Genomic DNA, 21346 nt, shown 5'->3' with positions numbered 1-21346 from the left:
ACATGACAATCCAACAAAAAACGGCCGAAGCGAGCAGCGACCTCGATCTGCTCGACCGCTATTGGAGCGCCGCCAACTACCTCTCGGTCGGGCAAATCTACCTGCTCGACAATCCGCTGCTGCGCGAGCCGCTGCGGCCCGAGCACATCAAGCCGCGTCTGCTCGGACATTGGGGCACGACGCCAGGCCTGAACTTCATCTATGCCCATCTCAACCGCGTCATCCGCGCGCTCGATGTCAGCGTGATCTATGTCTGCGGTCCCGGCCATGGCGGTCCCGGCATGGTCGCCAACACCTATCTCGAAGGCAGCTACAGCGAGATCTATCCCGATATCGCCCGCGATGCGGACGGATTGCGCAAGCTGTTCCGGCAGTTCTCCTTCCCGGGCGGCATCCCGAGCCACGCCGCGCCGGAAACGCCGGGCTCGATCCACGAAGGCGGCGAGCTTGGCTACGCGCTGGTGCACGCCTATGGCGCGGCGTTCGACAACCCTGACTTGATCGTCGCCTGTGTGGTCGGCGACGGCGAGGCCGAGACCGGGCCGCTCGCGGCGTCCTGGCACTCCAACAAGTTCCTGAACCCCGCCAATGACGGCGCGGTGCTGCCGATCCTGCATCTCAACGGCTACAAGATCGCGGGCCCCACCGTGCTCGGGCGGATCCAGGACGCGGAGATCCGCGACCTCTTCCGCGGGTTCGGCCACGAGCCGCTGTTCGTCACGGGCGATGATCCCAAACTGATGCACCAAGCCATGGCCGATGCGCTCGACCTCGCATTCGCCAGCATCCGCTCGATCCAGCAACATGCCCGCCTCGGCCGCCCAAGCGTCGAGCGGCCGCGCTGGCCGATGATCGTGCTGCGCAGCCCGAAGGGCTGGACCGGCCCGAAGGAGGTCGACGGCAAGAAGGTCGAGGGCTTTTGGCGGGCCCATCAGGTGCCCGTCGCAGGCTGCCGCGAGAACCCGGCGCATCTCAAGGTGCTCGAAGACTGGATGCGCAGCTACGAGCCGGAGACGCTGTTCGATAGCAACGGCGCGCTCATTGCCGAGCTCCAGGCGCTCGCGCCCGACGGCATCAGGCGCATGGGCGCCAATCCGCATGCCAATGGCGGCCTGTTGAAGAAGGAGCTGAAGCTGCCGGACTACCGCAGCTTCGCGATCGAGGTGCCGCAGCCCGGCGAGGTCGTGGCGGAAGCGACGCGCGAGCTAGGCAAATTCCTGCGCGATGTCATTCGCCTCAACGCGGAGGCGCGCAATTTCCGCATCATGGGCCCGGACGAGACGGCATCGAACCGGCTCGACGCCGTGTTCGAAGCCACCGAACGCGTCTGGATGGAGCCGACCGAGCCTTACGACGTGCACCTCGCCCAGGACGGTCGCGTGATGGAGGTGCTGAGCGAGCATCTCTGCCAGGGCTGGCTCGAAGGCTATCTGCTCACCGGCAGGCACGGCTTCTTCTCCTGCTATGAAGCTTTCATCCACATCGTGGATTCCATGTTCAACCAGCATGCCAAATGGCTGAAGGTGACGCGGGAGCTGCCGTGGCGGCGTCCGATCGCCTCGCTCAATTATCTCCTGACCTCGCATGTTTGGCGCCAGGACCATAACGGCTTCAGCCATCAGGACCCCGGTTTCGTCGATCTCGTCGCCAACAAGAAGGCCGACATCGTCCGCATCTACTTACCGCCGGATGCCAACACGCTGCTCTGGATCGCCGATCATGCCTTGCGCACCTACAACCGCATCAACGTGATCGTCGCCGGCAAACAGCCGGCGCCGCAATGGCTGTCGATGCGGGACGCCGCGACGCATTGCGATGCCGGAATCGGCATGTGGACCTGGGCGGGAACGGAGGACGGAAAAGGCGAGCCCGACGTGGTGATGGCCTGCGCCGGCGACGTGCCGACGCTGGAGACGCTCGCCGCCGTCGACCTCTTGCGCAAGGCGCTGCCGGACATGAAGATCCGCGTCGTTAACGTGGTCGACCTCATGACGCTGCAGCCGAGGGAGCAGCACCCGCATGGCCTGTCCGACCGCGACTTCGACAGCCTGTTCACGCGCGACAAGCCTGTCATCTTCGCCTATCACGGCTATCCCTATCTCATTCACAGGCTGACCTATAACCGCACCAACCATGCCGGCATGCATGTGCGCGGCTTTGCCGAGGAGGGCACCACGACGACACCCTTCGACATGGTCGTGCTCAACGAACTCGACCGCTACCATCTCGCGATCGAGGCCATCGAACGCGTGCCGGGACTCGCGACCAAGGCCGCGCAGGTGAAGCAGCAATTCCGCGACAGACTGATCGAACACTCCCGTTATGTCCGCGAGCATGGCGAGGACATGCCTGAGATTCGTGACTGGGTTTGGCAGAACAGCGCCGGCGGCAACACGCCGGCGGAAGCCGGCGACTAGCGATGTCGGACACGGTCCTCGTCCTCAACGCGGGATCGTCGAGCATCAAGTTCGGCCTGTTCGATGTCGCGGCGGCCGAGCCCGCCCTGCTCTGCAAGGGCCTGCTGGACGAGCACGAGGCCAAAACCCGGCTGGTGGTGAAGGGCCCTGCAGGCGAAGACCTGTTCGAGACAAGCAAGCAGGCGCCTGACGGAGCCGGCGGCCATCTGTTGCCGGACGTGCTCGCCTTCATCGAGGACCGGTTCGGTGGACGCAGCCTGCGTGCCGTCGGCCACCGCATCGTCCACGGCGGGTCGGATCATTCAGGCCCGGTGGTCCTGACCGACGACATCATTGCGAAGCTGGAGGCGTTGACGCCGCTCGCACCGCTGCACCAACCGCGCTGCCTCGCGCCGGTGCGCACGCTTGCGGCGATCCGGCCCGGGCTGACGCAGATTGCGTGTTTCGACACCGCCTTCCACCACAGCCTCGCGCCGCCGGCGAGCCGCTTCGCCATCCCTGGGCGATTCGACGCGCGTGGGGTCAGACGCTACGGCTTTCACGGCCTCTCGTTCGAATATGTCGCCGCACGCCTGGCCGAGATCGCGCCGGAGCTCGTCGCCAAGCGCACTGTCATCGCGCACCTCGGCAATGGCGCCAGCCTCTGCGCCTTGCGCGATGGCCGCAGCATCGATACCACGATGGGGCTGACGCCGCTCGACGGCCTGATGATGGGCACGCGTTGCGGTGCGATCGATCCGGGCGTGCTGCTCTATCTGCAGCAGCACGAGAACATGTCGGTCGAGGAGGTCCAGCACCTGCTCTATCACGAGTCAGGCCTCTTGGGCGTCTCCGGCATCTCTGCGGATATGCGCACGCTGCTGGCCAGCCGCGAGGCTGCGGCGCGTGAGGCCGTCGATCTCTTCACGTTCCGTGCGGCGCAGCAGGTCGCGATGATGGCGACCACGCTCGGTGGCCTCGACTGTCTGATCCTCACGGGCGGCATCGGCGAGCATGCCAGCGAGATCCGCGGCGCGATCGGCGAGCGCCTCGCCTGGATGGGCGTGCGCATCGATGCCGCAAGCAACGATGCCGCACGCGAGCGCATCAGCCGGGGCGATAGCGCTGTCGAGGTGTTCGTCATTCCAACGAATGAGGAACTGCTAATCGCGCGGCATTGTGCGGCGGTGCTGCAGGCGCTGAAGCGCTCATCCGATTAGCGCGCGATATCAACCAAGCCGTCATTGCGAGCGAAGCGAAGCAATCCAGACTGGATCGTGCGGCGGGATGCTGGATTGCTTCGCTTCGCTCGCAATGATGGGGAATGCGGCGGCAGCGCGTATCAAACGGACCTTGCAAATATGCGGACACAGATCCTCACGGCTCAGTGCGTTCCCGACCATATCTGAAAGCAGCCGATCGCGACCTCGATCACGATCAGCACCACGATCGCGATCTCCAGGCGCAGCGAGCGCTCGGTGTCGATGATGTCGGTCAGCGCGTTGGCGGTCTCCGACACCGCGGCAAGCTTGCGCTCGAGCGTGTCGAGGCGCTCCTTCAGCTCGTACTCGTCCTCGAGACGGGAATAGAGCCGGTCGAGCTCGGGCTTCTCCCAGAGCACGTCGGGCTTCTCCGCGACCGCGACGCGGCCGGCGACGCGCTGCTGCACCAGCAGTGCGTTGCCGATCAATTGCAGAATGCCCTTGCGCCGGCGCGGCGTGCGGCCGTGCTCCGCGAGCTCGCGTGCAAACGGCTCGATGACGTCGAACACCGCGGCGACGCGGCGCTCGTCGCGCGCCAGCGACGTGCTCTTGGCGAGCGCATCCGCAACCAGCAGCAGCCGGTCGTCGGAGAATTTGGAAAGGCAGATCGGCCCTCCCGGCTGGATCGCCTCGCTGCTTTCATCTTTGCACAACTGCGCCTGCGCGATCTCTTCCTCATAGGGGCTGAACTCGCCGATCACGCGCGGCTTGAGGCTGTCGATCAGCACCTTTTCCTCCGACGGCAACAGCCCGATCAGCACCACGACGCCGTAGCGAAAGATCACGGCAAAGCCGGCATGAACGCGAAAGGCGGCCGGCGTCGAGGACACCAGTGTGCCGATCTCCAGGCCGGACGCATTGATGCGGTCGCCCAGCATCAGCGCCCGGATCCGCAAGGTCGGCGCGGCCTCCTGCTTCGGCGATGTTGGCGACGTGCCAACGGCGAGGTGATCGGCGTTCATGCAAGGACTCTCCCGGGCAACGAAACGTCGCCACGAAGCTTCGAGTTAATACCGTCAGGATCGGCTTGTGCCGAAACATTCGGCAATATTACCAGCCCGCGCCTGACACATTTGGTCGCGATGAACCGGCGGCAGTTTACCATCGCACGCCGTAGCCCCTTCCGAAAGTTGCACTCGGCAGCGCGACGGGTTTATGACAACATCATGCAACGCTACGCTTCTCCCGAAGTGCGGACCCTGAAGCCTCAATCATGCTGAGCGTCATCATTCCGACCGAAGGTGTCGAGCAGACGGCGGTCGCAACCCTCGCCGCGCTGGTGCCCGGCGCGGCCGCCGGCGTGATCCGGGAAGTGCTTCTGGTCGACGGAACGCGCAACGGCGTCATCGAGCGTGTTGCCGACGTCGCAGGCTGCCGTTTCATCGGCTTCGAGGGACATTCGCAAGGCGCTGCGCTCGCTGCCGGCGCGCTCCAGGCCCGATCGCCATGGCTGATGTTCCTGCCTGCGGGCGCGGTGCTGGAAACCGGCTGGATCGAGGAAACCACCCAGTTCATCCAGGCCGTCGCCACCAGCGGCCGGGATCGTGCTGCGGTGTTCCGCTATGCCCGCTCGCCTTATGCAAATACCGCAGTGCGCGACGTCCTCTGGGCGGTGGCGCGCAAGCTCGTCGGTCCGCTCGGCGATCAAGGGCTGCTGATCGCGCGTGATCATTACGACCGGATCGGCGGCTATCCGCCGCACGCCCGGCATTCCGAGGCGCGGCTGCTCCGGCGGCTTGGCCGGTCGTCCCGGACCATGCTGCGCAGCCGGATCGTCATGGTCGGCTGAAGCGCCTAGATACTTGCCAACGTCAATCAATTAATTGACAATGGCAAATATCGAGGTGATCCCATGCTATCGAAAGCTTCGTCGTCAAGCGCCGTGGCCGAACAGGCCGTCGACGACCATGTCGCAGCAGTCCGTGCCTTCAACCGCTTCTACACCCGCAAGCTCGGTGTGCTCGACCAGCACCTCGGCAAGAGTCCGTTCTCGCTCAGCGAGGCGCGGGTGCTCTACGAGCTCGCCCATCGCGACGACCTTGCGGCAAAAGAGATCGGAAACGAGCTCGGTCTCGATCCCGGCTATCTCAGCCGCATCGTCCAGAGCTTCGACGAGAAAGGGCTGATCACGCGAAAGCCCCTGCCCGCGGATCGCAGGCAATATCAGCTCAGCCTGACCGCCAAGGGCCGCCAGGCGTTCGCCAAGCTGAACCAGAGCTCGCAAAACGAGGTCGCCGCGATGCTGGCTCAGCTTTCGCCCGGCGATGCGACGCGGCTCACGCAGGCCATGGCGACCATCGAGGCCGTGCTGGAGCAACGCCAAAGCCCGCCCGCGGCTTTCATCCTGCGCAGCCATCGCGTCGGCGACATGGGTTGGGTCGTCTCCCGGCAGGCTGCCGCCTACGCCGCGGACTACAATTGGGACATCAGCTACGAGGCGCTGGTCGCCGAGATCTGCGCGCAGTTCATCAGGAACTACGACGCCGCGCGCGAGCACTGCTGGATCGCGGAAGTCGGTGGCGAGCCGGTCGGCTCGGTGTTCCTGGTCAAGGCCACGGACGAGATCGCAAAACTCCGCCTGTTGCAGGTGGAGAAGAAAGCACGCGGCCTCGGCGTCGGCCGTGCACTCGTGGAGCAATGCATCCAGGGGGCCCGCGAGCGCGGTTACAGCAAGATGACGCTGTGGACGCAGAGCATCCTGGTCGCCGCACGCGGGATCTACAAGAGCGCGGGATTCAAGCTCGTCGCGACAGAACCGCATCACAGCTTTGGGCAGGATTTGATCGGGGAGACGTGGGAGCTGGATCTCTGAGCTTGCTCCCGGCGAATGCGCATCGTGGCGAGATGCACATTGATATGCCCTCTCCCCTTGTGGGAGAGGGCGTCTCCGCTGGCTGACACAGATTCGCTTGGGTGAGGGGTATGGCTCCTCGAGCGTCAGTGCATGTGGGTAGCACCCCTCATCCGGCGCTTCGCGCCACCTTCTCCCACAAGGGGAGAAGGGAAGAAGTCCATGCCTCGATCAGCCAGACGTTATCCGCAACAACGCACTACACCGTCGCGCCCTGCGCCTTTGGCCTGCGCAGATGCTCGTCCAGCCGCGGCATGATCTCGACGAAATTGCAGGGACGGGTGCGGTAGTCGAGCTGAGCCGCCAGGATGCCGTCCCAACCGTCGCGGCAGGCGCCGGGCGAGCCCGGCAGGCAGAAGATGTAGGTCGCGCCAGCCACGCCCGCGGTGGCGCGGCTCTGGATCGTCGAGGGCCCGATCTTGGCGTGACTCAGCAGGTGGAATGCGATCGAGAAGCCGTCCATGCGCTTCTCGAACAGCGGCTCGATTGCCTCCGGCGTGACGTCGCGTCCGGTAAAGCCGGTACCGCCGGTGGTGATGACGACGTCGATGCCGCTGTCGGCAATCCAGCGGCGGATGACGGCGCGGATCGCTTCAACATCGTCGGTGACGATCTCGCGCGCGGCGAGATGATGGCCCGCAGCGGTGAGACGATCAGCGAGCGTCTGGCCGGACTTGTCATCCGCAAGCGCACGCGTGTCGGACACCGTGAGCACCGCGATGTTGAGCGGGATGAATTGCTTGGATTCGTCGATGGAGGCCATTCTCACCCTCACTCGCCGTTCCGGGGCTCGCGGAGCCAGAACCCGGAACCTCGCGCAATCACATTGGGATCCGGGTTCGCGCTCCGCGCGCCCCGGAATGACGCATTACAACGCTCCCGCGCCGAACGTGTTGCAGGCCTGGACCGTGCCCTGCTGGTAGCCGATCATGAACCATTGCTTGCGTTGCGCCGCCGAGCCGTGCGTGAAGGAGTCAGGCACGACGCGGCCGGTGGCCTGACGCTGCAGCGTGTCGTCGCCGATCGCGCTGGCCGTGGTCAGCGCAGCCTCGATGTCGCCGGGCTCGAGGAAGTTCGGACGCTTCTTCGCCTCGCGATTGACCCAGACGCCGGACAGACAATCGGCCTGCAGCTCCACCTTGACCTGGAGCGCATTGGCCTCGGCCTTCGAGCCGACCTGCTGCTGCAGCCGCGTCACGCGCGGAATGATGCCGAGCAGGTTCTGGATGTGATGGCCGGCTTCATGCGCGATGATGTAGGCCGTGGTGAAATTGCACGCCGACTTGCCGGAGCAGCCGCGGAAGCGGGTCTCGACCTCGCGGAAGAAGGCGGTGTCGAGGAAGATGGTCCGGTCGGGTGGACAATAGAACGGTCCCATGGCCGACTGCGCCATGCCGCAGCGCCCGCCATTGGTGGCGTTGCGGAACAGCACGATCTTCGGGCCGGTATAGGTCTGGCCATTGGCCTGGAAGATCTCGCTCCAGCGATCGTCGATCTCGCCGAGGATGCCGGAGATCATGCTGCCCATCTCGTCGGTCGGCGCGCCGCGCTTGCCGGAGGAGGCCTGGCGATCGGTCTGGTAGCTCGGCGCATGGCCGCCGCCGGTGAGGATCTCGGCGCCGCCGATCAGGATGCGGGGATCGATGCCGAAGGCATAGCCGACCAGGCCGAGGATGATGATGGTGCCGATGCCGAGCCCGCCGCCGCCCATCGGCAGGCCAAACCCGCCTCCTCCGCCGCCAAAGCCACCACCTTCATCGCGACGATCCTCGATGTCGTCGCTGCGGCGGAAGTCATCGTAGCGCATGGCGGCCTTTCCTCTGGGGTCCCTGATTTGAGTTTCGACGGCGCACAGAAACGCGAAAGCTCAACGCGCCACATACGTAAAATTTCCGTTGCTTTTATCAATATCGTGGCCGGCAAAAATTGCCTAGTGCGACAGCCTGTCGATGCCAGCAAATTTTTCCGAGGGCCGAGCAGTTTTTTCCGAGAGAAATTTACAGCCTTTTTCCCGCCACGATCGTTTCAGCGAGCTGCGCAAGCGCGGAATACCCTGCAAAACAAGGCGAATGCGCGCAACAACGTGTGCGTGAATTACGATGAGAGGACTGCTCACGAAAGCGGCGGGTTAAGTCGATTTTTACTTTGCCCGTTCAATGTAACGGCCAGTCGGTTGTTTGGTCCCGCGTCGCCGACAGCGTCGCCTGAGTCAGAGTTCTTGAGTCATGGTAGAGTCGCGTCGCGGGGCGTCTGCAAGGGCGCCCCGCACAAATTTTGAGTCCCCATCGCATCGCATCATCGTCGGCGATTGCGTCGCCGAGATGTCGAAGCTCCAGGCAGGCAGTGTCGACCTGGTGTTCGCCGACCCGCCCTACAATCTGCAGCTCAAGGGCGACCTCAAGCGCCCCGACGAATCCCATGTCGATGCGGTCAACGACGACTGGGACAAGTTCGATTCGTTTGCCGCCTACGACGATTTCACCCGCGCCTGGCTGCTCGCCGCACGCCGCGCCATGAAGCCGTCGGCGACGATCTGGGTGATCGGCTCCTATCACAACATCTTCCGCGTCGGCGCCATCATGCAGGACCTCGGCTTCTGGCTGCTGAACGACATCGTCTGGCGCAAGACCAATCCGATGCCGAATTTCCGCGGCCGCCGCTTCACCAACGCGCACGAAACCATGATCTGGGCCGCGCGCGACGAAAAAGCCAAGGGCTACACCTTCAACTACGAGGCGCTGAAGGCCGCCAACGAGGACGTGCAGGCGCGGTCCGACTGGCTAATCCCGCTCTGCACCGGCGAGGAGCGCCTCAAGGGCGCCGACGGCAAGAAAGTGCATCCGACGCAGAAGCCGGAGGGCCTGCTGGCGCGCGTGCTGCTGTCGTCGTCCAAGCCCGGCGATCTCGTGATCGACCCGTTCAACGGCACCGGCACCACGGGCGCGGTCGCCAAGCGCCTCGGCCGCTCCTATATCGGCTTCGAGCGCGACAAGACCTACGCCAAGGCGGCCGAAGCGCGCATCGCCAAGGTCGAGCCGTTGCCGGAAGAGAGCCTTGCCCCGTTCATGACCGCGCGCGAGGCACCGCGCGTTGCGTTCTCCGAGCTGATCGAGCGCGGCATGATCATGCCCGGCACCAAGCTGTTCGACGCCAAGAAGAAGTTAGGGGCGCTGGTGCGCGCCGACGGCGCCATCATGCTTGGCGACAAGGTCGGCTCGATCCACCGCATCGGCGCGGTGGCGCAAGGCGCGCAGGCCTGCAACGGCTGGACCTACTGGCACGTCGAGACCAAGATGGGGCTCAAGCTGATCGACGAGCTCCGCGCCGAGATCCGCGCCGGCATGGCGGCGGAGTAGGCCTCCTCCTCCATCATTCCGGGGCTCGCCACCGGGTCCGCGCGCAGCGCGGCCCGATGACAGGCTCGGCGAGAACCCGGAATCCATCGAGCACGTCCCATCCCGCCCAATGGATTCCGGGCTCGCGCCAAGAGGCGCGCCCCGGAATGACACGGGCGTGAGTTGAAAGCCGCGCCAGCCGGGACTAGATTCGTCCGATCAGCCCCCTCCTAATCGGTTGGGCTCCCATGCGACGACAGTCCGAGACATTGCTGCTGGTGCCGCTGCTGCCGATCTTCCTGGTCGGCATGTTTCCGATGTTCCTGATCGCGCTGCTCGGATTTTTCGGCCTGGCGCTGTTCGGCGTGCTCGTGATCTGCGTCGGGCTGGCGAGCAGCAACGAGGCGCACGACAATTTCAACCACGACGTCATCGTACACGGCTATGCGCGCGGTTCGGAGCGCGCGGCGCGCGCCTCCGACATGCATCTCGCCGCGCGGCTCGGCCTGCGGCTGGAAGCTGTGGGCGCGGCCATGGTCATTGCGGCGGCAATCGGCCTCTGTTACGTCGCCTGATCTGCGTACCGCGCAGATACCGCCCGGCAAACTCGCCGGTTGCTCTCTCCGACGAGGTTCAGGCAAGACAAGGCTCGCCCAAGGACGCCGCGTCCGCGCGCGGCAAGACACACCGGGAGATGCTTGATGCTCAAGTTCTATTTCAATGGATCACCGAACCCGACCAAGGTCGCGCTCTATCTCGAAGAATCCGGCCTGCCTTTCGAGCCGGTGAAGATCGACACCCGCAAGGGCGAGCAGTTCACGCCGGAATTCCTCAAGATCAATCCGAACGGCAAGGTGCCGGCGATCGACGATGGCGGGACCATCGTGTTCGACTCGAACGCCATCCTGCTTTATCTCGCCGAGAAGACCGGCAAATTCCTCCCCTCCAATCGCGCCGAATTGCTGTCGTGGCTGATGTTCGTCGCGAGCGGCCTCGGGCCCTTTTCAGGCCAGGCCGTGCACTTCAAGCATTTCGCACCGAAGGACCAGAATCACGACTACGCCCACAACCGCTATCAGTACGAGACTGACCGCCACTACAAGGTTCTCGACGGTCACCTGAAGGACCGCCGCTACATGGTCGGCGACAGCTATTCGATTGTCGATATGGCGCTGTGGGGCTGGGCGCGGATGGTGCCGTTCAAGCTCGGCGACGACGCCTTTGCGCGATACCCGAATGTGAAGCGGCTGGTCGACGAAATCTCGGCGCGCCCGCCGGCGGCGCGCGCCATCGCCCTGAAGGACAAGTTCACCTTCAAGGCCGAGATGGACGACGAAGCGCGCCGCCACATGTTCGGGCACATGACGACCAAGGTGGCTTGATCGCGCCGCGCCGCTTCGAGGCCATGCGCATGCGCGTGGCCTCTTGCGTATGAGACTTCAGGCGGCGTGGACCGAGGTCAGGAACTTGGCGACTTCCTGCTTCAACCGGTTGCTGTCGGCAGAGAGCGAGCGCGCCGCCGATAACACCTGCGCGGAGGCCGAGCCGGTCTCGGAGGCGCCGCGCTGCACGTCGCCGATGTTTGTCGAGACGAGCTGCGTGCCCTGGGCCGCCTGCTGGACGTTGCGGGAAATCTCCTGCGTCGCCGCGCCCTGCTGCTCCACGGCCGCGGCAACCGTCGACGAGATCTCCGACAGCCGCTCGATGGTGCCGCTAATTTCCCGGATCGAGCCGACGGACTCCTCGGTCGCGGCCTGGATGCCGGAGACCTGCTGGGCGATCTCGCCGGTCGCCTTCGCCGTCTGCTCGGCGAGCGCCTTCACCTCGGTAGCGACCACCGCAAAGCCGCGTCCGGCTTCGCCCGCACGCGCCGCCTCGATCGTGGCGTTCAGCGCCAAAAGGTTGGTCTGGCCGGCGATGGTGCTGATCAGCTCGACCACATCACCGATCCGCGCGGCGGCCTTGGAGAGCGCGCCGACGCGCTCGTTGGTCCGGCTCGCCTGACCCACGGCCTCGGTGGCGATGCGGGCGGATTCCTGCACCTGGCGGGCGATCTCGGAGACCGAGGAGGAGAGCTCCTCGGTCGCCGAGGCGACCGCCTGCACATTGGCCGAGGCCTCCTGCGAGGCGCTGGCGACCTCCGTCGAGAGGTCCTGGGCGCGCGCGGCCGTCATGGTCAACGTGCCGGCGGAGGCTTCGAGCTCGCTCGATGCCGACGACACCGTGTTGACGATCTCGCCCACGGCCTGCTCGAATTGATCGGCGAGCCTGGCCATGTCTTCCTTTCGGGTCTCGGCCTGCCGCGCCTCGAGCGCGGCCTGCTCGGCGCGCATGCGCTCGGTTTCGATCATGTTGTCCTTGAACACCTGGATCGCCTTGGCCATGTCGCCGATCTCGTCGGCCCTGCCGCGGCCGGGAATCTCGACCTCGAGATTGCCACCGGCAAGCCGCCCCATCGCCTGCGTCATCGAGGTCAGCGGACCGACGATGCTGCGCGCGATCAGGAACGCAACGATGCCGCCGAACAGAATGGCGAGGATGCCTGCGATCTCCTGAACGGTCGTCGTTCCCGCAAGCACGGCTTCGGCATTGTTCCGCGAGTCCCGGTAGTCCTTCTTCAGGGTCGTTTCCGCGGTCTTGAGCTTGCCGATGCTGTCGACGATGAGGGGCGCGAGGTTCTTGTGGTAGATCTCGTCGGCCTGAAGCATCGCGGCCGACGTCGCCTCGAACGCCGTCTTGTAAGTTTCAAGCGAGGTCTTCACCGGCACCAGCGTGGCGCGCAACACCGCCGCCTGCGGGCTCTTTTCGAGTGCGCCGAGCCGTTGTAATGCCCTGTCGACGTTCGCCCTGAAGGTCGCAGGGCCCTGTACATCGCGAAGGGCCAGAAAACGCCAGTTTACGATCCTCACGAGCAGGATTCGCGATTCGAGATCGGCGACGAGGGAAGCGGTATCTTCATCGACGGCGGCGCGCGCCACGTCGACGAGCTTGTTCGTCTTGTTGGCCAGGTCCTCGCCGCTCGGCAGCAGCGTCGCCTTGCCCGTTCTCGTCTCGTTGACGGCGTCGCCGAGATTGTCACGCAGGCGTCGCATCCTGGCGATGTCGTCGATCAGGCCGTTATAGAGCGCACGCCGCTCCTCGGAGAGCGTCCCCTGCGCGCCGACCCGGAGCAGCTCGCTCGCCGCGGTCTCCCGCTCTTGCGCCTCCTTCATGGCGGATTCGTTGGCGTCGTAGACGTAGCGCAAATTGGCCCGCTGAATCGCTTGCAGATGGGCCGATATTTCCAGCACCCGCGCCGTGCTGTCCGAGAGGGCGGATTGTCTTGCGACCTGATCCTGCACGTCCCGCAAATTCCAGACGGCAACCACCGCCATCACGAGACCAACCGCCACCAGGGCCATGAAGCCTGCGTACAGGCGTCCCCTGATCCGCAAACGAAATTTCGACATTCCCACTGTCCACCCAGATGCATGTGAATTCGAGGGACCGAACAACTCCGGCGATCGTCACGGCCACTCCGGCAGCCGCGCGCCGCGTCCTGGCGGCCTACGCTGCACCGCGACACAATGGGGGACACTTCTTAATTGAACCTTCAAATTCCTCGCGCGCCCGGTCTCGGCCCGCACCAAATCTGCTGATTTTGTCGGCAGCTATGCAAAGCCGCATGCGAATCCGCCGGACCATGCAGGCCGATGCATGGCGCCGACGTCGGTGGTCCGAGGCTGCATCCCTTATTGCTCTACTTCCATCGGAGAGGCTTCTTCAGCTCATACTCAATTTCCGCCCGCGTCATTCCGAAATCCAGAAGCTCCCGCTCGCTCATGGCGGCGAGCTGGCAATGGATCCGCGCGTGCTCTCGCCGCAGCCGGATGATCTCCGCCAGCTTGCGCCAGACCGATGCGCCCCTCGCAGGTCGAAACGAAGGGCGCCAGCCGGCAGACCAGATCGTGCTCAAGCCGGTCAGCTCGCCGCTCTCGCGGAAGCTTGCGGAAACGGGCCGAGCGCCTTCTCGGTCAGGACCGAGTCGCAATATTCCCTGATCTCCTTGATCTTCCCGTCGGCGAGCCGAAACACCAGGCAATAATCGTTGTCGTAGCGTGCACCCTCGCGCGTGACGTTGTCGCCCTTGGCTTCCACGACGACGATGTCGCCATCGGCAATGAAGCGATGGGCGATGGTGCGCGTGCGGTCGCGCAGGCGCGTGCGCACATAACCGTGCAGTTCGCCGAGGATCGCCTCCTTGCCCGAGAAGGTGCGCGACCAGGAATATTGGCCGGTGACGACCCATTTGGCGTCGTCGGCGAGGCTCGCCGTGAACAGGGCGCGGTCGCGCGCGGCGGGATCGGGATTGGCGGCCGCGGCAAAGATATCCTGCAGCAGTTTCTTGTTGGCGCTCGCGTTCATGGCGGCATCTCCTTGTGGTGACAACGCGGAGATCATCGCCCGGCCGACAGCATTCTTCAAATCGATATGGAATATGATATATATTCACTTCATGAATTTGAATTCGCTCGACCTCAACCTGTTGACCGCACTCGATGCGCTGCTGCGCGAGGCCAATGTCAGCCGCGCGGCCATGAGGATCGGCCTGTCACAGCCGGCAACGAGCCACGCATTGCAGCGCCTGCGCGACATCTTCAGTGACCCGCTGCTGGTACGCACCGGCGCACGGATGGAGCTGACGCCGCGGGCCCAGGCCCTGCGCGCGCCGCTGGCGCAGGCGCTCGACCAGGTGCGCGGGCTGTTCGTGCCTGACGACTTCGATGCCGCGCGCAGCGAGCGGCAATTCCGCCTGATGATGCCGGATCTCGCAGTCGAGCTGTTGATGCCGCCGTTGATGGCGAAAGTGACGCGCCTTGCCCCTAATGTCCGCATCGACGTGGTGCCGTGGCGGGGACCGGCGATCTTCCACGCCGAGTTCGCCCGCACCATCGACCTCGTGATCTCGATCGGCAATGCCTTCAAGGGCTTTCATCGCCAGCTGCTCTACACCGACAGCGACGCGCTTGCGGTCCGGCGCGGCCACCCCATGGCCGCGAAGCTGAAGCGGCGCGAGACCTTCCTCGCCGCGCGCCATGTCGGCGTCATCATCCGCGGCCAGCCGGAGGACCTGATCGACACCTGGCTGCGAGCCAAGGGCATCGAGCGGCACATTTCGCTGGTCGTGCCGGGCTATCTCGAAGCCTTGCACGTCGCCGCGCGCACCGATCTCGTCGCCTTCGTGCCGCGCCGGCTGATCGCCGCGCTGTCGAAGCAGCTCGGCCTCGTCACGGTGATGCCGCCGTTCGATCCCGGGATCGACGAGCAGTTCATGTTCCATCCGACGCGCGCGCAGATGGACCCCGGGTCGATCTGGCTGCGGTGGCTGATGCTGGAGACGGGGCGGGAGCTGGAGAGGTGGAAGGCCGGTTAGGACGCAGCTTCAACAAATTCGATGTCGTCCCGGACAAGCGCGCCCCAAGCGCGCGCCGATCCAGGACCCATAACCACGGGAGGTGATTTGGCGAAGACTCGTGGTTATCGGCTCGCGCCACAACTTGTCCCTGTGGCTATGGGTCCCGGGTCTGCGCTGACGCTTGCCCGGGACGACAGTAGAATATGTGGTCGGCGCGCTTACGCCTTCTGCGCCGCCATCACCTTGCTCACCGCGGGGCGATCGGACATGCGCTTGAAGTGATCGGCGATCTTCGGCGTCGCATTGATGTCGACGCTGTCGCCTTCGAGCCAGGTCGAGAGCGTGTAGAGATAGGGATCGCAGATCGTGTACTGATCGCCCATCACCCACGGTCCCCTGAACATCTTCTGCTCGATCAGCTTGAAGCAGGCGGCCATGGTCTTCGGCACCATCGCCTTCATGTCAGCGAACGAGCTCTCCTCCGTCGCCCAGCGCGCGCCGCGCATCTTGTGGGCGTGGTTGATGTGCACGGTCGAGCAGAGATAGGAGTTGAACGACTGCACCTGCGCGAAGTCGAAGGGATCGTCGAGCGGCGCGAGCTTCGCCTTGGGGAAGGTTTGCGCGAGATAAGCCAGCATCGCCGGCGTCTCGGTCAGGACGCCGCGGTCGGTGACCAACGCCGGCACCCGGCCCTTCGGGTTGATGGCGAGATAGTCCGGGCTGTTCTGCTGGTTGTCCTTGAAGCTCAGCCGTTCGGCCGTGTAGTCGGCGCCGGCTTCTTCCAGGGTGATGTAGGTGGCGAGCGCGCAGGTGCCGGTGGCGTAGTAGAGCTTGAGCATGTCGGACCTCATGGGAAAGCTGAAAGTTAACGGCTGTCGGCCCCGCCGTCCATATACGACATCCTCTTCGCAGTTGCCCACATCCGCCCGGCTGTGCCAAGACGCCTCCCATCGGAGGGGTTTTCTCATGACGGTACTCATCGCCGGTGGCGGCATCGGCGGGCTCACGCTTGCGCTCAGCCTGCACGGAATCGGCGTTCCCGTGAAAGTGTTCGAGAGCGTGGCGGAACTGAAGCCGCTCGGCGTCGGCATCAACGTGCTGCCGCATGCGGTGCGCGAGCTGATCGAGCTCGGCCTGCTGGACAAGCTGGACGCCAGCGGCGTGCGGACGCGCGAGCTCGCCTATTTCTCCAAGCACGGCAAGCCGATCTGGAGCGAGCCGCGCGGCCTGGAGGCCGGTTACAAATGGCCGCAATTCTCGATCCATCGCGGCACCCTGCAGCAGATCCTGCTCGACACCGCGCTCGAACGGCTCGGCCGCGACAACATCCTCACCAGCCATCATCTGACCGGCTGGACCGAGACGGCGGGCGGCGTGCGCGCCGACTTCGTCGACAGGGCGACCGGCAAGGCCGCCGGCACATACGAGGGTGCGATCCTGATCGCCGCCGACGGCATCCATTCCGCCGCGCGAGAGAAGCTCTATCCGAACGAAGGCCCGCCGATCTGGAACGGCCGTATCCTCTGGCGCGGCGTCACGCCGGCAAAGGCCTTCCTCACCGGCCGCACCATGATCATGGCCGGCCACGAGATCCTGAAATTCGTCTGCTATCCGATCTCGAAAGAACCAGACGCAAACGGCAACCACCTCATCAACTGGGTCGCGGAGCGCCACATGCCGCCGACTTATCAGTGGCGGCGCGAGGACTATAACCGCACCGCGCGGCTGGAAGAGTTCCTGCCCTGGTTCGAAAGCTGGAGGTTCGACTGGCTCGACGTGCCCGCCCTGATCAGGAACTGCCCGCACGCCTACGAATATCCGCTGGTCGACCGCGATCCGGTGTCGCAATGGACCTTCGGCAAGGTCACGCTGATGGGTGATGCCGCGCATCCGATGTACCCGATCGGCTCGAACGGCGCCTCGCAGGCGATTCTCGATGCTCGCGTCATCACCCGCGAGATTCTCGCGCACGGTCCGACGACCGCGGCGCTGCTCGCCTATGAGGCCGAGCGGCGGCCCGCAACCACCGATCTCGTCCTGCTCAACCGCAAGAACGGCCCCGAGCAGGTGATGCAGCTGGTCGAGGAGCGCGCGCCTGACGGGTACAAGGTCGTCACCGACGTCTTGTCGCAGCAGGAGCTGGAGGACATCGCCGCCAACTACAAGCGGGTTGCGGGATTCCAGGTCGAGGCGCTGAACGCCAAGCCGCCGATCGTGAGCGCGGGTGCGCGCGCGAAGGCGTGAGGCTTCGAAGCGAGCTGCCCATTGATGTGCCCTCGCCCCTTGCGGGAGAGGGCAGCGCCGCCGGAAGACGCAGGCTCACTCGGGTGAGGGGTATTCTCTCCGCGATTCCACTCGCCGTTTTGGACTCGCGGAGACATACCCCTCATCCGGCGCTTCGCGCCACCTTCTCCCGCAAGGGGAGAAGGGATAGCAGTGCGCGCCGCTCGACTATTTTCCCACCACCCTCGCCGCCTCCAGCAATCGCTCGCTCGCGCTTGCCGTCGCCAGCACGGTGCCGTCCTCCGCCATCAGCTTGGCTTCGACGAAGGCGATGGTCCTGCCGAGCTGTGTCACCTTGGCTTCACCGGTGATCGGCCCCGGCTTTGCGGGGCTGAGGAAATTCACGGTCATGCTGATCGTGGTGGTGTAGAGCCGGCCCTCGCTCATCACCAGCACCGCCGGGCCCATGGTGTCGTCGAGCATGGCCGAGAGCATGCCGCCCTGGATGAAGCCCGCGGGGTTGCAGAATTCCGGCTTGCCGTCGAAGCCGAGCTTGATCCAGCCCTCCTGCGGGCGGGCATCGAGCAGACGCCAGCCCAATAGCTCGGCGCAGGGTGGCCGTCGGAAGTTATCGAGCGCGGTCTTGACCATGCGAGATCTCCTTTGCGCCCTATTAGCGCAGGTCTGCTGACAGCCTGTTGTCAGCAGGGCGGATCCTAAAGGCCCAATCCGTGCGCGATGACCTTGCGCATGACGTTCGGCAGCGCTTCGCCGGCCAGGGTTGCGATCGGCACCCAGCGCATGCCGTCGGGGGCGCGGGTGCGCACCTCCACCTTCGCCGTGTAGACCACCAGCTCGAGCGGGAAATGCGTGAAGACGTGGGTGACGACGCCCACCTTGCGCTGCCAGCGCGACAACCCCTTCAGCTGCGGCGCCTGTTGCTTGGCCGTCGCATCGTCCTGGCCGGCGAGCCAATCCGAGCCCGGCACCTCCGTCATGCCGCCGAGCAGGCCCTTTTCGGGCCGCGAGCGGACGAGCAATTCGTCGCCACGCGTGACCACGAAGGCGGCACCGCGCCTGAGCGTCCCGTTCTTCTTCGGCGCCTTGCGCGGGAACGTCTCCTGGGTGCCTTGCGCGCGCGCCGTGCAGTCCTCATTCAGCGGACACAGCGAGCAGGCCGGCTTCTTCGGGGTGCAGATCGAGGCACCGAGGTCCATCAGCGCCTGCGCGCTGTCGCCGGCGCGGGTGTCCGCCAGCAGCGTCGCGGCGAGTTGCTGGATGAGCAGCTTGGCTTGCGGCAGCTCCTCCTCGACTGCGAACAGCCGCGACACCACGCGCTCGATATTGCCGTCGACCGGCATGGTGCGGCGGTCGAACGCGATTGCCGCAATCGCCGCCGCCGTGTAGGGCCCGATCCCCGGCAGCGCACGCAGCCCCTCCTCGGTATCCGGAAACACGCCGCCATGCTCGCGCGTCACGGCGACCGCGCAGGCATGGAGATTGCGTGCGCGCGAATAATAGCCGAGCCCCGCCCACATCCGCAGCACGTCATCCAGCGAAGCCCGCCCCAGCGCCGTGACATCCGGCCAGCGCGCGACGAATTTTTCGAAATAGGGGCCGACCGCCTTCACCGTGGTCTGCTGGAGCATGATCTCCGACAGCCAGACGCGATAGGGATCGGACGCCTCGCCGGGCGCCGCGCGCCAGGGCAATCGGCGCCGATGGCGGTCGTACCATTGCAGGAGCGCAAGCGGACGGTCAGACGACGTGCTCTGCTCCTTCTTGCGCGCAGTCGTAGAGGGCATGCGCCTTTACTAGAGGAGGATTCCGCCTGTGGCCAGCGCGACGCGTCGTTGCGTGCTATAACGCATTGCGTTATACACAGGCATGATCCAGAGCTTCGCCGACCTCGAGACCGAGTCGATCTGGTCCGGCCGGCGAAGTCGAAAACTGCCGCCTGACATTCAGAATGTGGCTTTGCGAAAGCTGCGCTTGTTGAACCAGGCACGGATATTGGCCGATCTCAGGGTCCCTCCGGGCAACCGGCTGGAAGCCCTGAGAGCCGACCGCGAAGGTCAGCACTCGATCCGGATCAACGATCAGTGGCGCATCTGTTTTGTGTGGGATGAAGGAGGACCGAGAGATGTCGAAATCGTCGACTACCACTAGGAACGGGTTCCTCCGCAATCCCCATCCCGGCGAAATCCTGCTCGAAGAGTTCTTGAAGCCGATGGAGCTCAGCCAGAACGCGCTGGCGCGCGCCGTTCACGTCCCGCCGCGGCGGATCAACGAGATCGTCCTCGGCAAGCGCGACATCACCGCCGACACTGACCTGCGGCTCGCCCGCTATTTCGGTCTGTCGGAGGGCTTTTTTCTGGGTCTGCAGATGGACTATGATCTGATGCAGCGGCGACGCGAGATCGATCGCGACCTCAAGGCCATCCGGCCTCGCGCCGCGGCATAACGGGCGGCCCATGTCCAAATCCGGACCCATCTTCAAGCCCGGCCCCGTCAGCGCCAAACCGCTCGGGATCCTGCTCGACGACGTCTTTGCCGAGGCCTATGCCAAGCAGGGCTTTGCGGCGCGCGAGCTGGTGACGCGGTGGGTGCAGATCGCGGGGCCGGAGATCGCGGCCCATGCCGAGCCGCTCAAGATGCAATGGCCGCGGCCGGTCGAGGGGCAGCCGCAGGAGCCGGCAACCCTGGTGCTGCGGGTCGAGGGGCCGATGGCACTGGAGATCCAGCACTCGGCCGACGTGATCCTGGAACGGGTCAACCGTTTCTTCGGCTGGAGCGCGGTCGGCAAGCTCGCCTTCCGCCAGGCGCCCCTGTCGCGGCCGCAGGCCCGGAAGCGGCCTGGCCCGCCGGACCCCAAGGCCGTCGCCAAGGTGGCGGAGAACCTGACCGACATCGAAGATGAAGAACTGAAGACGGCGCTGGCGCGCCTCGGGGCCGCCATCAAGCGAAATTGAGCCTCATTCCGCGGCCAAACTGGACCTGTCCGTAGCGCCTACCATTGCCTCAAACGACGTTTCAAGCTAGCGACAGGCCGTCCGAAGGGGAACCTCGGGCGAACCTTGCCAATCCCGGGAGCCGACCTTGATCATCACCCGCCGCGCCTTCACCACGATGCTGTCGCTGACTGGGCTTGCCGCGTTCGCCGGGCTCTCGCCGCTGCGGTTCATCTCGGACGCGATGGCGCAGTCGGCTGCCGATGTGGCCAAGCCGGTGTCGCTGCCCGACATGGCGCTCGGCCCGAACGACGCCGCCGTCACCATCACCGAATACGCCTCGATGACCTGCCCGCATTGCGCCGCCTTCAACGAGCAGGTGTTCCCGAAGATCAAGAAGGAATACATCGACACCGGCAAGGTGCGTTACATCTTCCGCGAGTTCCCGCTCGACATCAAAGCCGCCGCCGGCTCGATGCTGTCGCGCTGCATCGCCAAGGACGACGCGCCGAAGTACTTTGCGGTCACCGACATGCTGTTCCGCCAGCAGAACGATTGGGTGATGAAGAACACCACCGAGACCCTGACGCGGATCGGCAAGCAGGCCGGCCTCACCCAGCAGCAGGTCGAAGCCTGCCTGAAGGATCAGGCGCTGCTCGACAAGATCGCCGCCGACCAGAAATATGCCAGCGACGTGCTCAAGGTGGATTCGACGCCGACCTTCTTCATCAACGGCGAGAAGATCAAGGGCGAGGCCTCGTTCGAAGAGTTCGCCAAGAAGATCAACCCGCTTCTGAAGAGCTGATTCGCTCGTCAAGATCCTGATTCGCATCTCGAAAGCCGTATCTTTCCCGGCATAAATCCCTTGGGAAAAGCGGCTTTCGCCGGTTGCCCTCGCGGCGCACCACGGCCATTGTCCAGCCGCATGAGCCG

General features: G+C 65.0%; 21 protein-coding genes. 13 read left to right on the top strand and 8 right to left on the bottom strand.

Translation table 11 applies throughout. The features are described from left to right. The first annotated feature begins 2 nt into the window (after positions 1-2). Together HZZ16_RS15850 and HZZ16_RS15845 are read left to right on the top strand one after the other, a co-directional pair. Positions 3-2417: a phosphoketolase family protein gene (locus HZZ16_RS15850; protein WP_197949375.1), complete on the top strand. Its 2415-nt coding sequence runs from the start codon at positions 3-5 to the stop codon at positions 2415-2417. 2 nt (positions 2418-2419) lie between these two features. Further along, positions 2420-3616, top strand: a complete 1197-nt coding sequence (locus HZZ16_RS15845) for an acetate/propionate family kinase (protein ID WP_197949374.1) — start codon at positions 2420-2422, stop codon at positions 3614-3616. Positions 3617-3780: 164 nt separating this feature from the next. Here HZZ16_RS15845 and HZZ16_RS15840 read toward each other — a convergent pair whose 3' ends face one another. Further along, positions 3781-4620: an RMD1 family protein gene (locus tag HZZ16_RS15840; RefSeq protein ID WP_197949373.1), complete on the bottom strand. Its 840-nt coding sequence runs from the start codon at positions 4618-4620 to the stop codon at positions 3781-3783. Positions 4621-4871: 251 nt separating this feature from the next. On the opposite strand from HZZ16_RS15840, the gene HZZ16_RS15835 reads away from it, so the two are divergent. Continuing rightward, positions 4872-5447, top strand: a complete 576-nt coding sequence (locus HZZ16_RS15835; protein ID WP_197949372.1) for a glycosyltransferase family protein — start codon at positions 4872-4874, stop codon at positions 5445-5447. A gap of 63 nt (positions 5448-5510) precedes the next feature. Further along, complete coding sequence (locus HZZ16_RS15830; RefSeq protein WP_197949371.1) at positions 5511-6470, top strand: bifunctional helix-turn-helix transcriptional regulator/GNAT family N-acetyltransferase; 960 nt, start codon at positions 5511-5513, stop codon at positions 6468-6470. 238 nt (positions 6471-6708) lie between these two features. Here HZZ16_RS15830 and moaB read toward each other — a convergent pair whose 3' ends face one another. Continuing rightward, entirely contained in the window at positions 6709-7272 is a 564-nt protein-coding gene (gene moaB, locus HZZ16_RS15825) for a molybdenum cofactor biosynthesis protein B (RefSeq protein WP_197949370.1), read from the bottom strand. A 105-nt stretch (positions 7273-7377) separates the two neighbouring features. Continuing rightward, entirely contained in the window at positions 7378-8316 is a 939-nt protein-coding gene (ypfJ, locus tag HZZ16_RS15820; RefSeq protein ID WP_197949369.1) for a KPN_02809 family neutral zinc metallopeptidase, read from the bottom strand. A gap of 418 nt (positions 8317-8734) precedes the next feature. Here ypfJ and HZZ16_RS15815 point away from each other — a divergent pair, with 418 nt between their 5' ends. The 3 genes from HZZ16_RS15815 to HZZ16_RS15805 all read left to right on the top strand — a co-directional run bounded on the left by HZZ16_RS15815 (position 8735) and on the right by HZZ16_RS15805 (position 11226). Next, complete coding sequence (locus HZZ16_RS15815) at positions 8735-9865, top strand: site-specific DNA-methyltransferase (protein WP_197949368.1); 1131 nt, start codon at positions 8735-8737, stop codon at positions 9863-9865. Between the two features lie 227 nt (positions 9866-10092). Next, complete coding sequence (locus HZZ16_RS15810) at positions 10093-10419, top strand: hypothetical protein (RefSeq protein WP_197949367.1); 327 nt, start codon at positions 10093-10095, stop codon at positions 10417-10419. Between the two features lie 126 nt (positions 10420-10545). Then, positions 10546-11226 carry a glutathione S-transferase family protein gene (locus HZZ16_RS15805; RefSeq protein WP_197949366.1) on the top strand — a complete coding sequence of 227 codons (681 nt, stop codon included), beginning with the start codon at positions 10546-10548 and terminating at the stop codon, positions 11224-11226. 57 nt (positions 11227-11283) lie between these two features. On the opposite strand, the gene HZZ16_RS15800 is transcribed toward HZZ16_RS15805, so the two are convergent. Continuing rightward, a complete protein-coding gene (locus HZZ16_RS15800; protein ID WP_197949365.1) occupies positions 11284-13293 on the bottom strand; it encodes a methyl-accepting chemotaxis protein in 2010 nt (669 codons plus the stop codon). A 511-nt stretch (positions 13294-13804) separates the two neighbouring features. Then, complete coding sequence (locus tag HZZ16_RS15795; protein ID WP_197949364.1) at positions 13805-14248, bottom strand: nuclear transport factor 2 family protein; 444 nt, start codon at positions 14246-14248, stop codon at positions 13805-13807. A 91-nt stretch (positions 14249-14339) separates the two neighbouring features. Here HZZ16_RS15795 and HZZ16_RS15790 point away from each other — a divergent pair, with 91 nt between their 5' ends. Then, positions 14340-15257, top strand: a complete 918-nt coding sequence (locus HZZ16_RS15790; protein WP_197949363.1) for a LysR family transcriptional regulator — start codon at positions 14340-14342, stop codon at positions 15255-15257. Positions 15258-15457: 200 nt separating this feature from the next. Here the strand turns inward: HZZ16_RS15790 and HZZ16_RS15785 are convergent, their stop codons facing one another. Then, on the bottom strand, positions 15458-16078 hold the full coding sequence (locus HZZ16_RS15785) for a glutathione S-transferase family protein (RefSeq protein ID WP_197949362.1): 621 nt from the start codon (positions 16076-16078) through the stop codon (positions 15458-15460). Positions 16079-16205: 127 nt separating this feature from the next. Between HZZ16_RS15785 and HZZ16_RS15780 the strand changes: the two genes are divergently transcribed. Then, entirely contained in the window at positions 16206-17483 is a 1278-nt protein-coding gene (locus HZZ16_RS15780) for a flavin-dependent oxidoreductase (RefSeq protein WP_197949361.1), read from the top strand. A gap of 207 nt (positions 17484-17690) precedes the next feature. Here HZZ16_RS15780 and HZZ16_RS15775 read toward each other — a convergent pair whose 3' ends face one another. Both HZZ16_RS15775 and mutY read right to left on the bottom strand, forming a co-directional pair. After that, on the bottom strand, positions 17691-18113 hold the full coding sequence (locus HZZ16_RS15775; protein ID WP_197949360.1) for a PaaI family thioesterase: 423 nt from the start codon (positions 18111-18113) through the stop codon (positions 17691-17693). Positions 18114-18178: 65 nt separating this feature from the next. Continuing rightward, positions 18179-19267, bottom strand: coding sequence for an A/G-specific adenine glycosylase (gene mutY / locus HZZ16_RS15770; protein ID WP_197949359.1), 1089 nt, complete (start codon positions 19265-19267; stop codon positions 18179-18181). 82 nt (positions 19268-19349) lie between these two features. Here mutY and HZZ16_RS15765 point away from each other — a divergent pair, with 82 nt between their 5' ends. The 4 genes from HZZ16_RS15765 to HZZ16_RS15750 all read left to right on the top strand — a co-directional run bounded on the left by HZZ16_RS15765 (position 19350) and on the right by HZZ16_RS15750 (position 21218). Beyond that, positions 19350-19631, top strand: a complete 282-nt coding sequence (locus tag HZZ16_RS15765; RefSeq protein WP_197949358.1) for a type II toxin-antitoxin system RelE/ParE family toxin — start codon at positions 19350-19352, stop codon at positions 19629-19631. After that, positions 19606-19926 (top strand): HigA family addiction module antitoxin, encoded by a 321-nt coding sequence (locus HZZ16_RS15760; RefSeq protein WP_036024868.1) that lies wholly within the window; start codon positions 19606-19608, stop codon positions 19924-19926. The genes HZZ16_RS15765 and HZZ16_RS15760 overlap by 26 nt, the downstream gene beginning before the upstream one ends. A gap of 10 nt (positions 19927-19936) precedes the next feature. After that, on the top strand, positions 19937-20434 hold the full coding sequence (locus tag HZZ16_RS15755) for a DUF721 domain-containing protein (protein WP_197949357.1): 498 nt from the start codon (positions 19937-19939) through the stop codon (positions 20432-20434). A gap of 127 nt (positions 20435-20561) precedes the next feature. Next, a complete protein-coding gene (locus HZZ16_RS15750; RefSeq protein ID WP_197949356.1) occupies positions 20562-21218 on the top strand; it encodes a DsbA family protein in 657 nt (218 codons plus the stop codon). Positions 21219-21346 lie beyond the last annotated feature (128 nt).

This window comes from Bradyrhizobium glycinis (assembly GCF_016031655.1).
GTDB lineage: Bacteria > Pseudomonadota > Alphaproteobacteria > Rhizobiales > Xanthobacteraceae > Bradyrhizobium > Bradyrhizobium glycinis.
This window is presented reverse-complemented; position numbering and strand designations above follow the sequence as displayed.

What these genes read in the sequence shown, in the direction of transcription:
- HZZ16_RS15850 (WP_197949375.1), top strand. Translation starts at nt 3, where the DNA reads ATGACAATCCAACAAAAAACGGCCGAAGCGAGCAGCGACCTCGATCTG.
- HZZ16_RS15845 (WP_197949374.1), top strand. Translation starts at nt 2,420, where the DNA reads ATGTCGGACACGGTCCTCGTCCTCAACGCGGGATCGTCGAGCATCAAG.
- HZZ16_RS15840 (WP_197949373.1), bottom strand. Translation starts at nt 4,620, where the DNA reads ATGAACGCCGATCACCTCGCCGTTGGCACGTCGCCAACATCGCCGAAG.
- HZZ16_RS15835 (WP_197949372.1), top strand. Translation starts at nt 4,872, where the DNA reads ATGCTGAGCGTCATCATTCCGACCGAAGGTGTCGAGCAGACGGCGGTC.
- HZZ16_RS15830 (WP_197949371.1), top strand. Translation starts at nt 5,511, where the DNA reads ATGCTATCGAAAGCTTCGTCGTCAAGCGCCGTGGCCGAACAGGCCGTC.
- moaB (WP_197949370.1), bottom strand. Translation starts at nt 7,272, where the DNA reads ATGGCCTCCATCGACGAATCCAAGCAATTCATCCCGCTCAACATCGCG.
- ypfJ (WP_197949369.1), bottom strand. Translation starts at nt 8,316, where the DNA reads ATGCGCTACGATGACTTCCGCCGCAGCGACGACATCGAGGATCGTCGC.
- HZZ16_RS15815 (WP_197949368.1), top strand. Translation starts at nt 8,735, where the DNA reads ATGGTAGAGTCGCGTCGCGGGGCGTCTGCAAGGGCGCCCCGCACAAAT.
- HZZ16_RS15810 (WP_197949367.1), top strand. Translation starts at nt 10,093, where the DNA reads ATGCGACGACAGTCCGAGACATTGCTGCTGGTGCCGCTGCTGCCGATC.
- HZZ16_RS15805 (WP_197949366.1), top strand. Translation starts at nt 10,546, where the DNA reads ATGCTCAAGTTCTATTTCAATGGATCACCGAACCCGACCAAGGTCGCG.
- HZZ16_RS15800 (WP_197949365.1), bottom strand. Translation starts at nt 13,293, where the DNA reads ATGTCGAAATTTCGTTTGCGGATCAGGGGACGCCTGTACGCAGGCTTC.
- HZZ16_RS15795 (WP_197949364.1), bottom strand. Translation starts at nt 14,248, where the DNA reads ATGAACGCGAGCGCCAACAAGAAACTGCTGCAGGATATCTTTGCCGCG.
- HZZ16_RS15790 (WP_197949363.1), top strand. Translation starts at nt 14,340, where the DNA reads ATGAATTTGAATTCGCTCGACCTCAACCTGTTGACCGCACTCGATGCG.
- HZZ16_RS15785 (WP_197949362.1), bottom strand. Translation starts at nt 16,078, where the DNA reads ATGCTCAAGCTCTACTACGCCACCGGCACCTGCGCGCTCGCCACCTAC.
- HZZ16_RS15780 (WP_197949361.1), top strand. Translation starts at nt 16,206, where the DNA reads ATGACGGTACTCATCGCCGGTGGCGGCATCGGCGGGCTCACGCTTGCG.
- HZZ16_RS15775 (WP_197949360.1), bottom strand. Translation starts at nt 18,113, where the DNA reads ATGGTCAAGACCGCGCTCGATAACTTCCGACGGCCACCCTGCGCCGAG.
- mutY (WP_197949359.1), bottom strand. Translation starts at nt 19,267, where the DNA reads ATGCCCTCTACGACTGCGCGCAAGAAGGAGCAGAGCACGTCGTCTGAC.
- HZZ16_RS15765 (WP_197949358.1), top strand. Translation starts at nt 19,350, where the DNA reads ATGATCCAGAGCTTCGCCGACCTCGAGACCGAGTCGATCTGGTCCGGC.
- HZZ16_RS15760 (WP_036024868.1), top strand. Translation starts at nt 19,606, where the DNA reads ATGTCGAAATCGTCGACTACCACTAGGAACGGGTTCCTCCGCAATCCC.
- HZZ16_RS15755 (WP_197949357.1), top strand. Translation starts at nt 19,937, where the DNA reads ATGTCCAAATCCGGACCCATCTTCAAGCCCGGCCCCGTCAGCGCCAAA.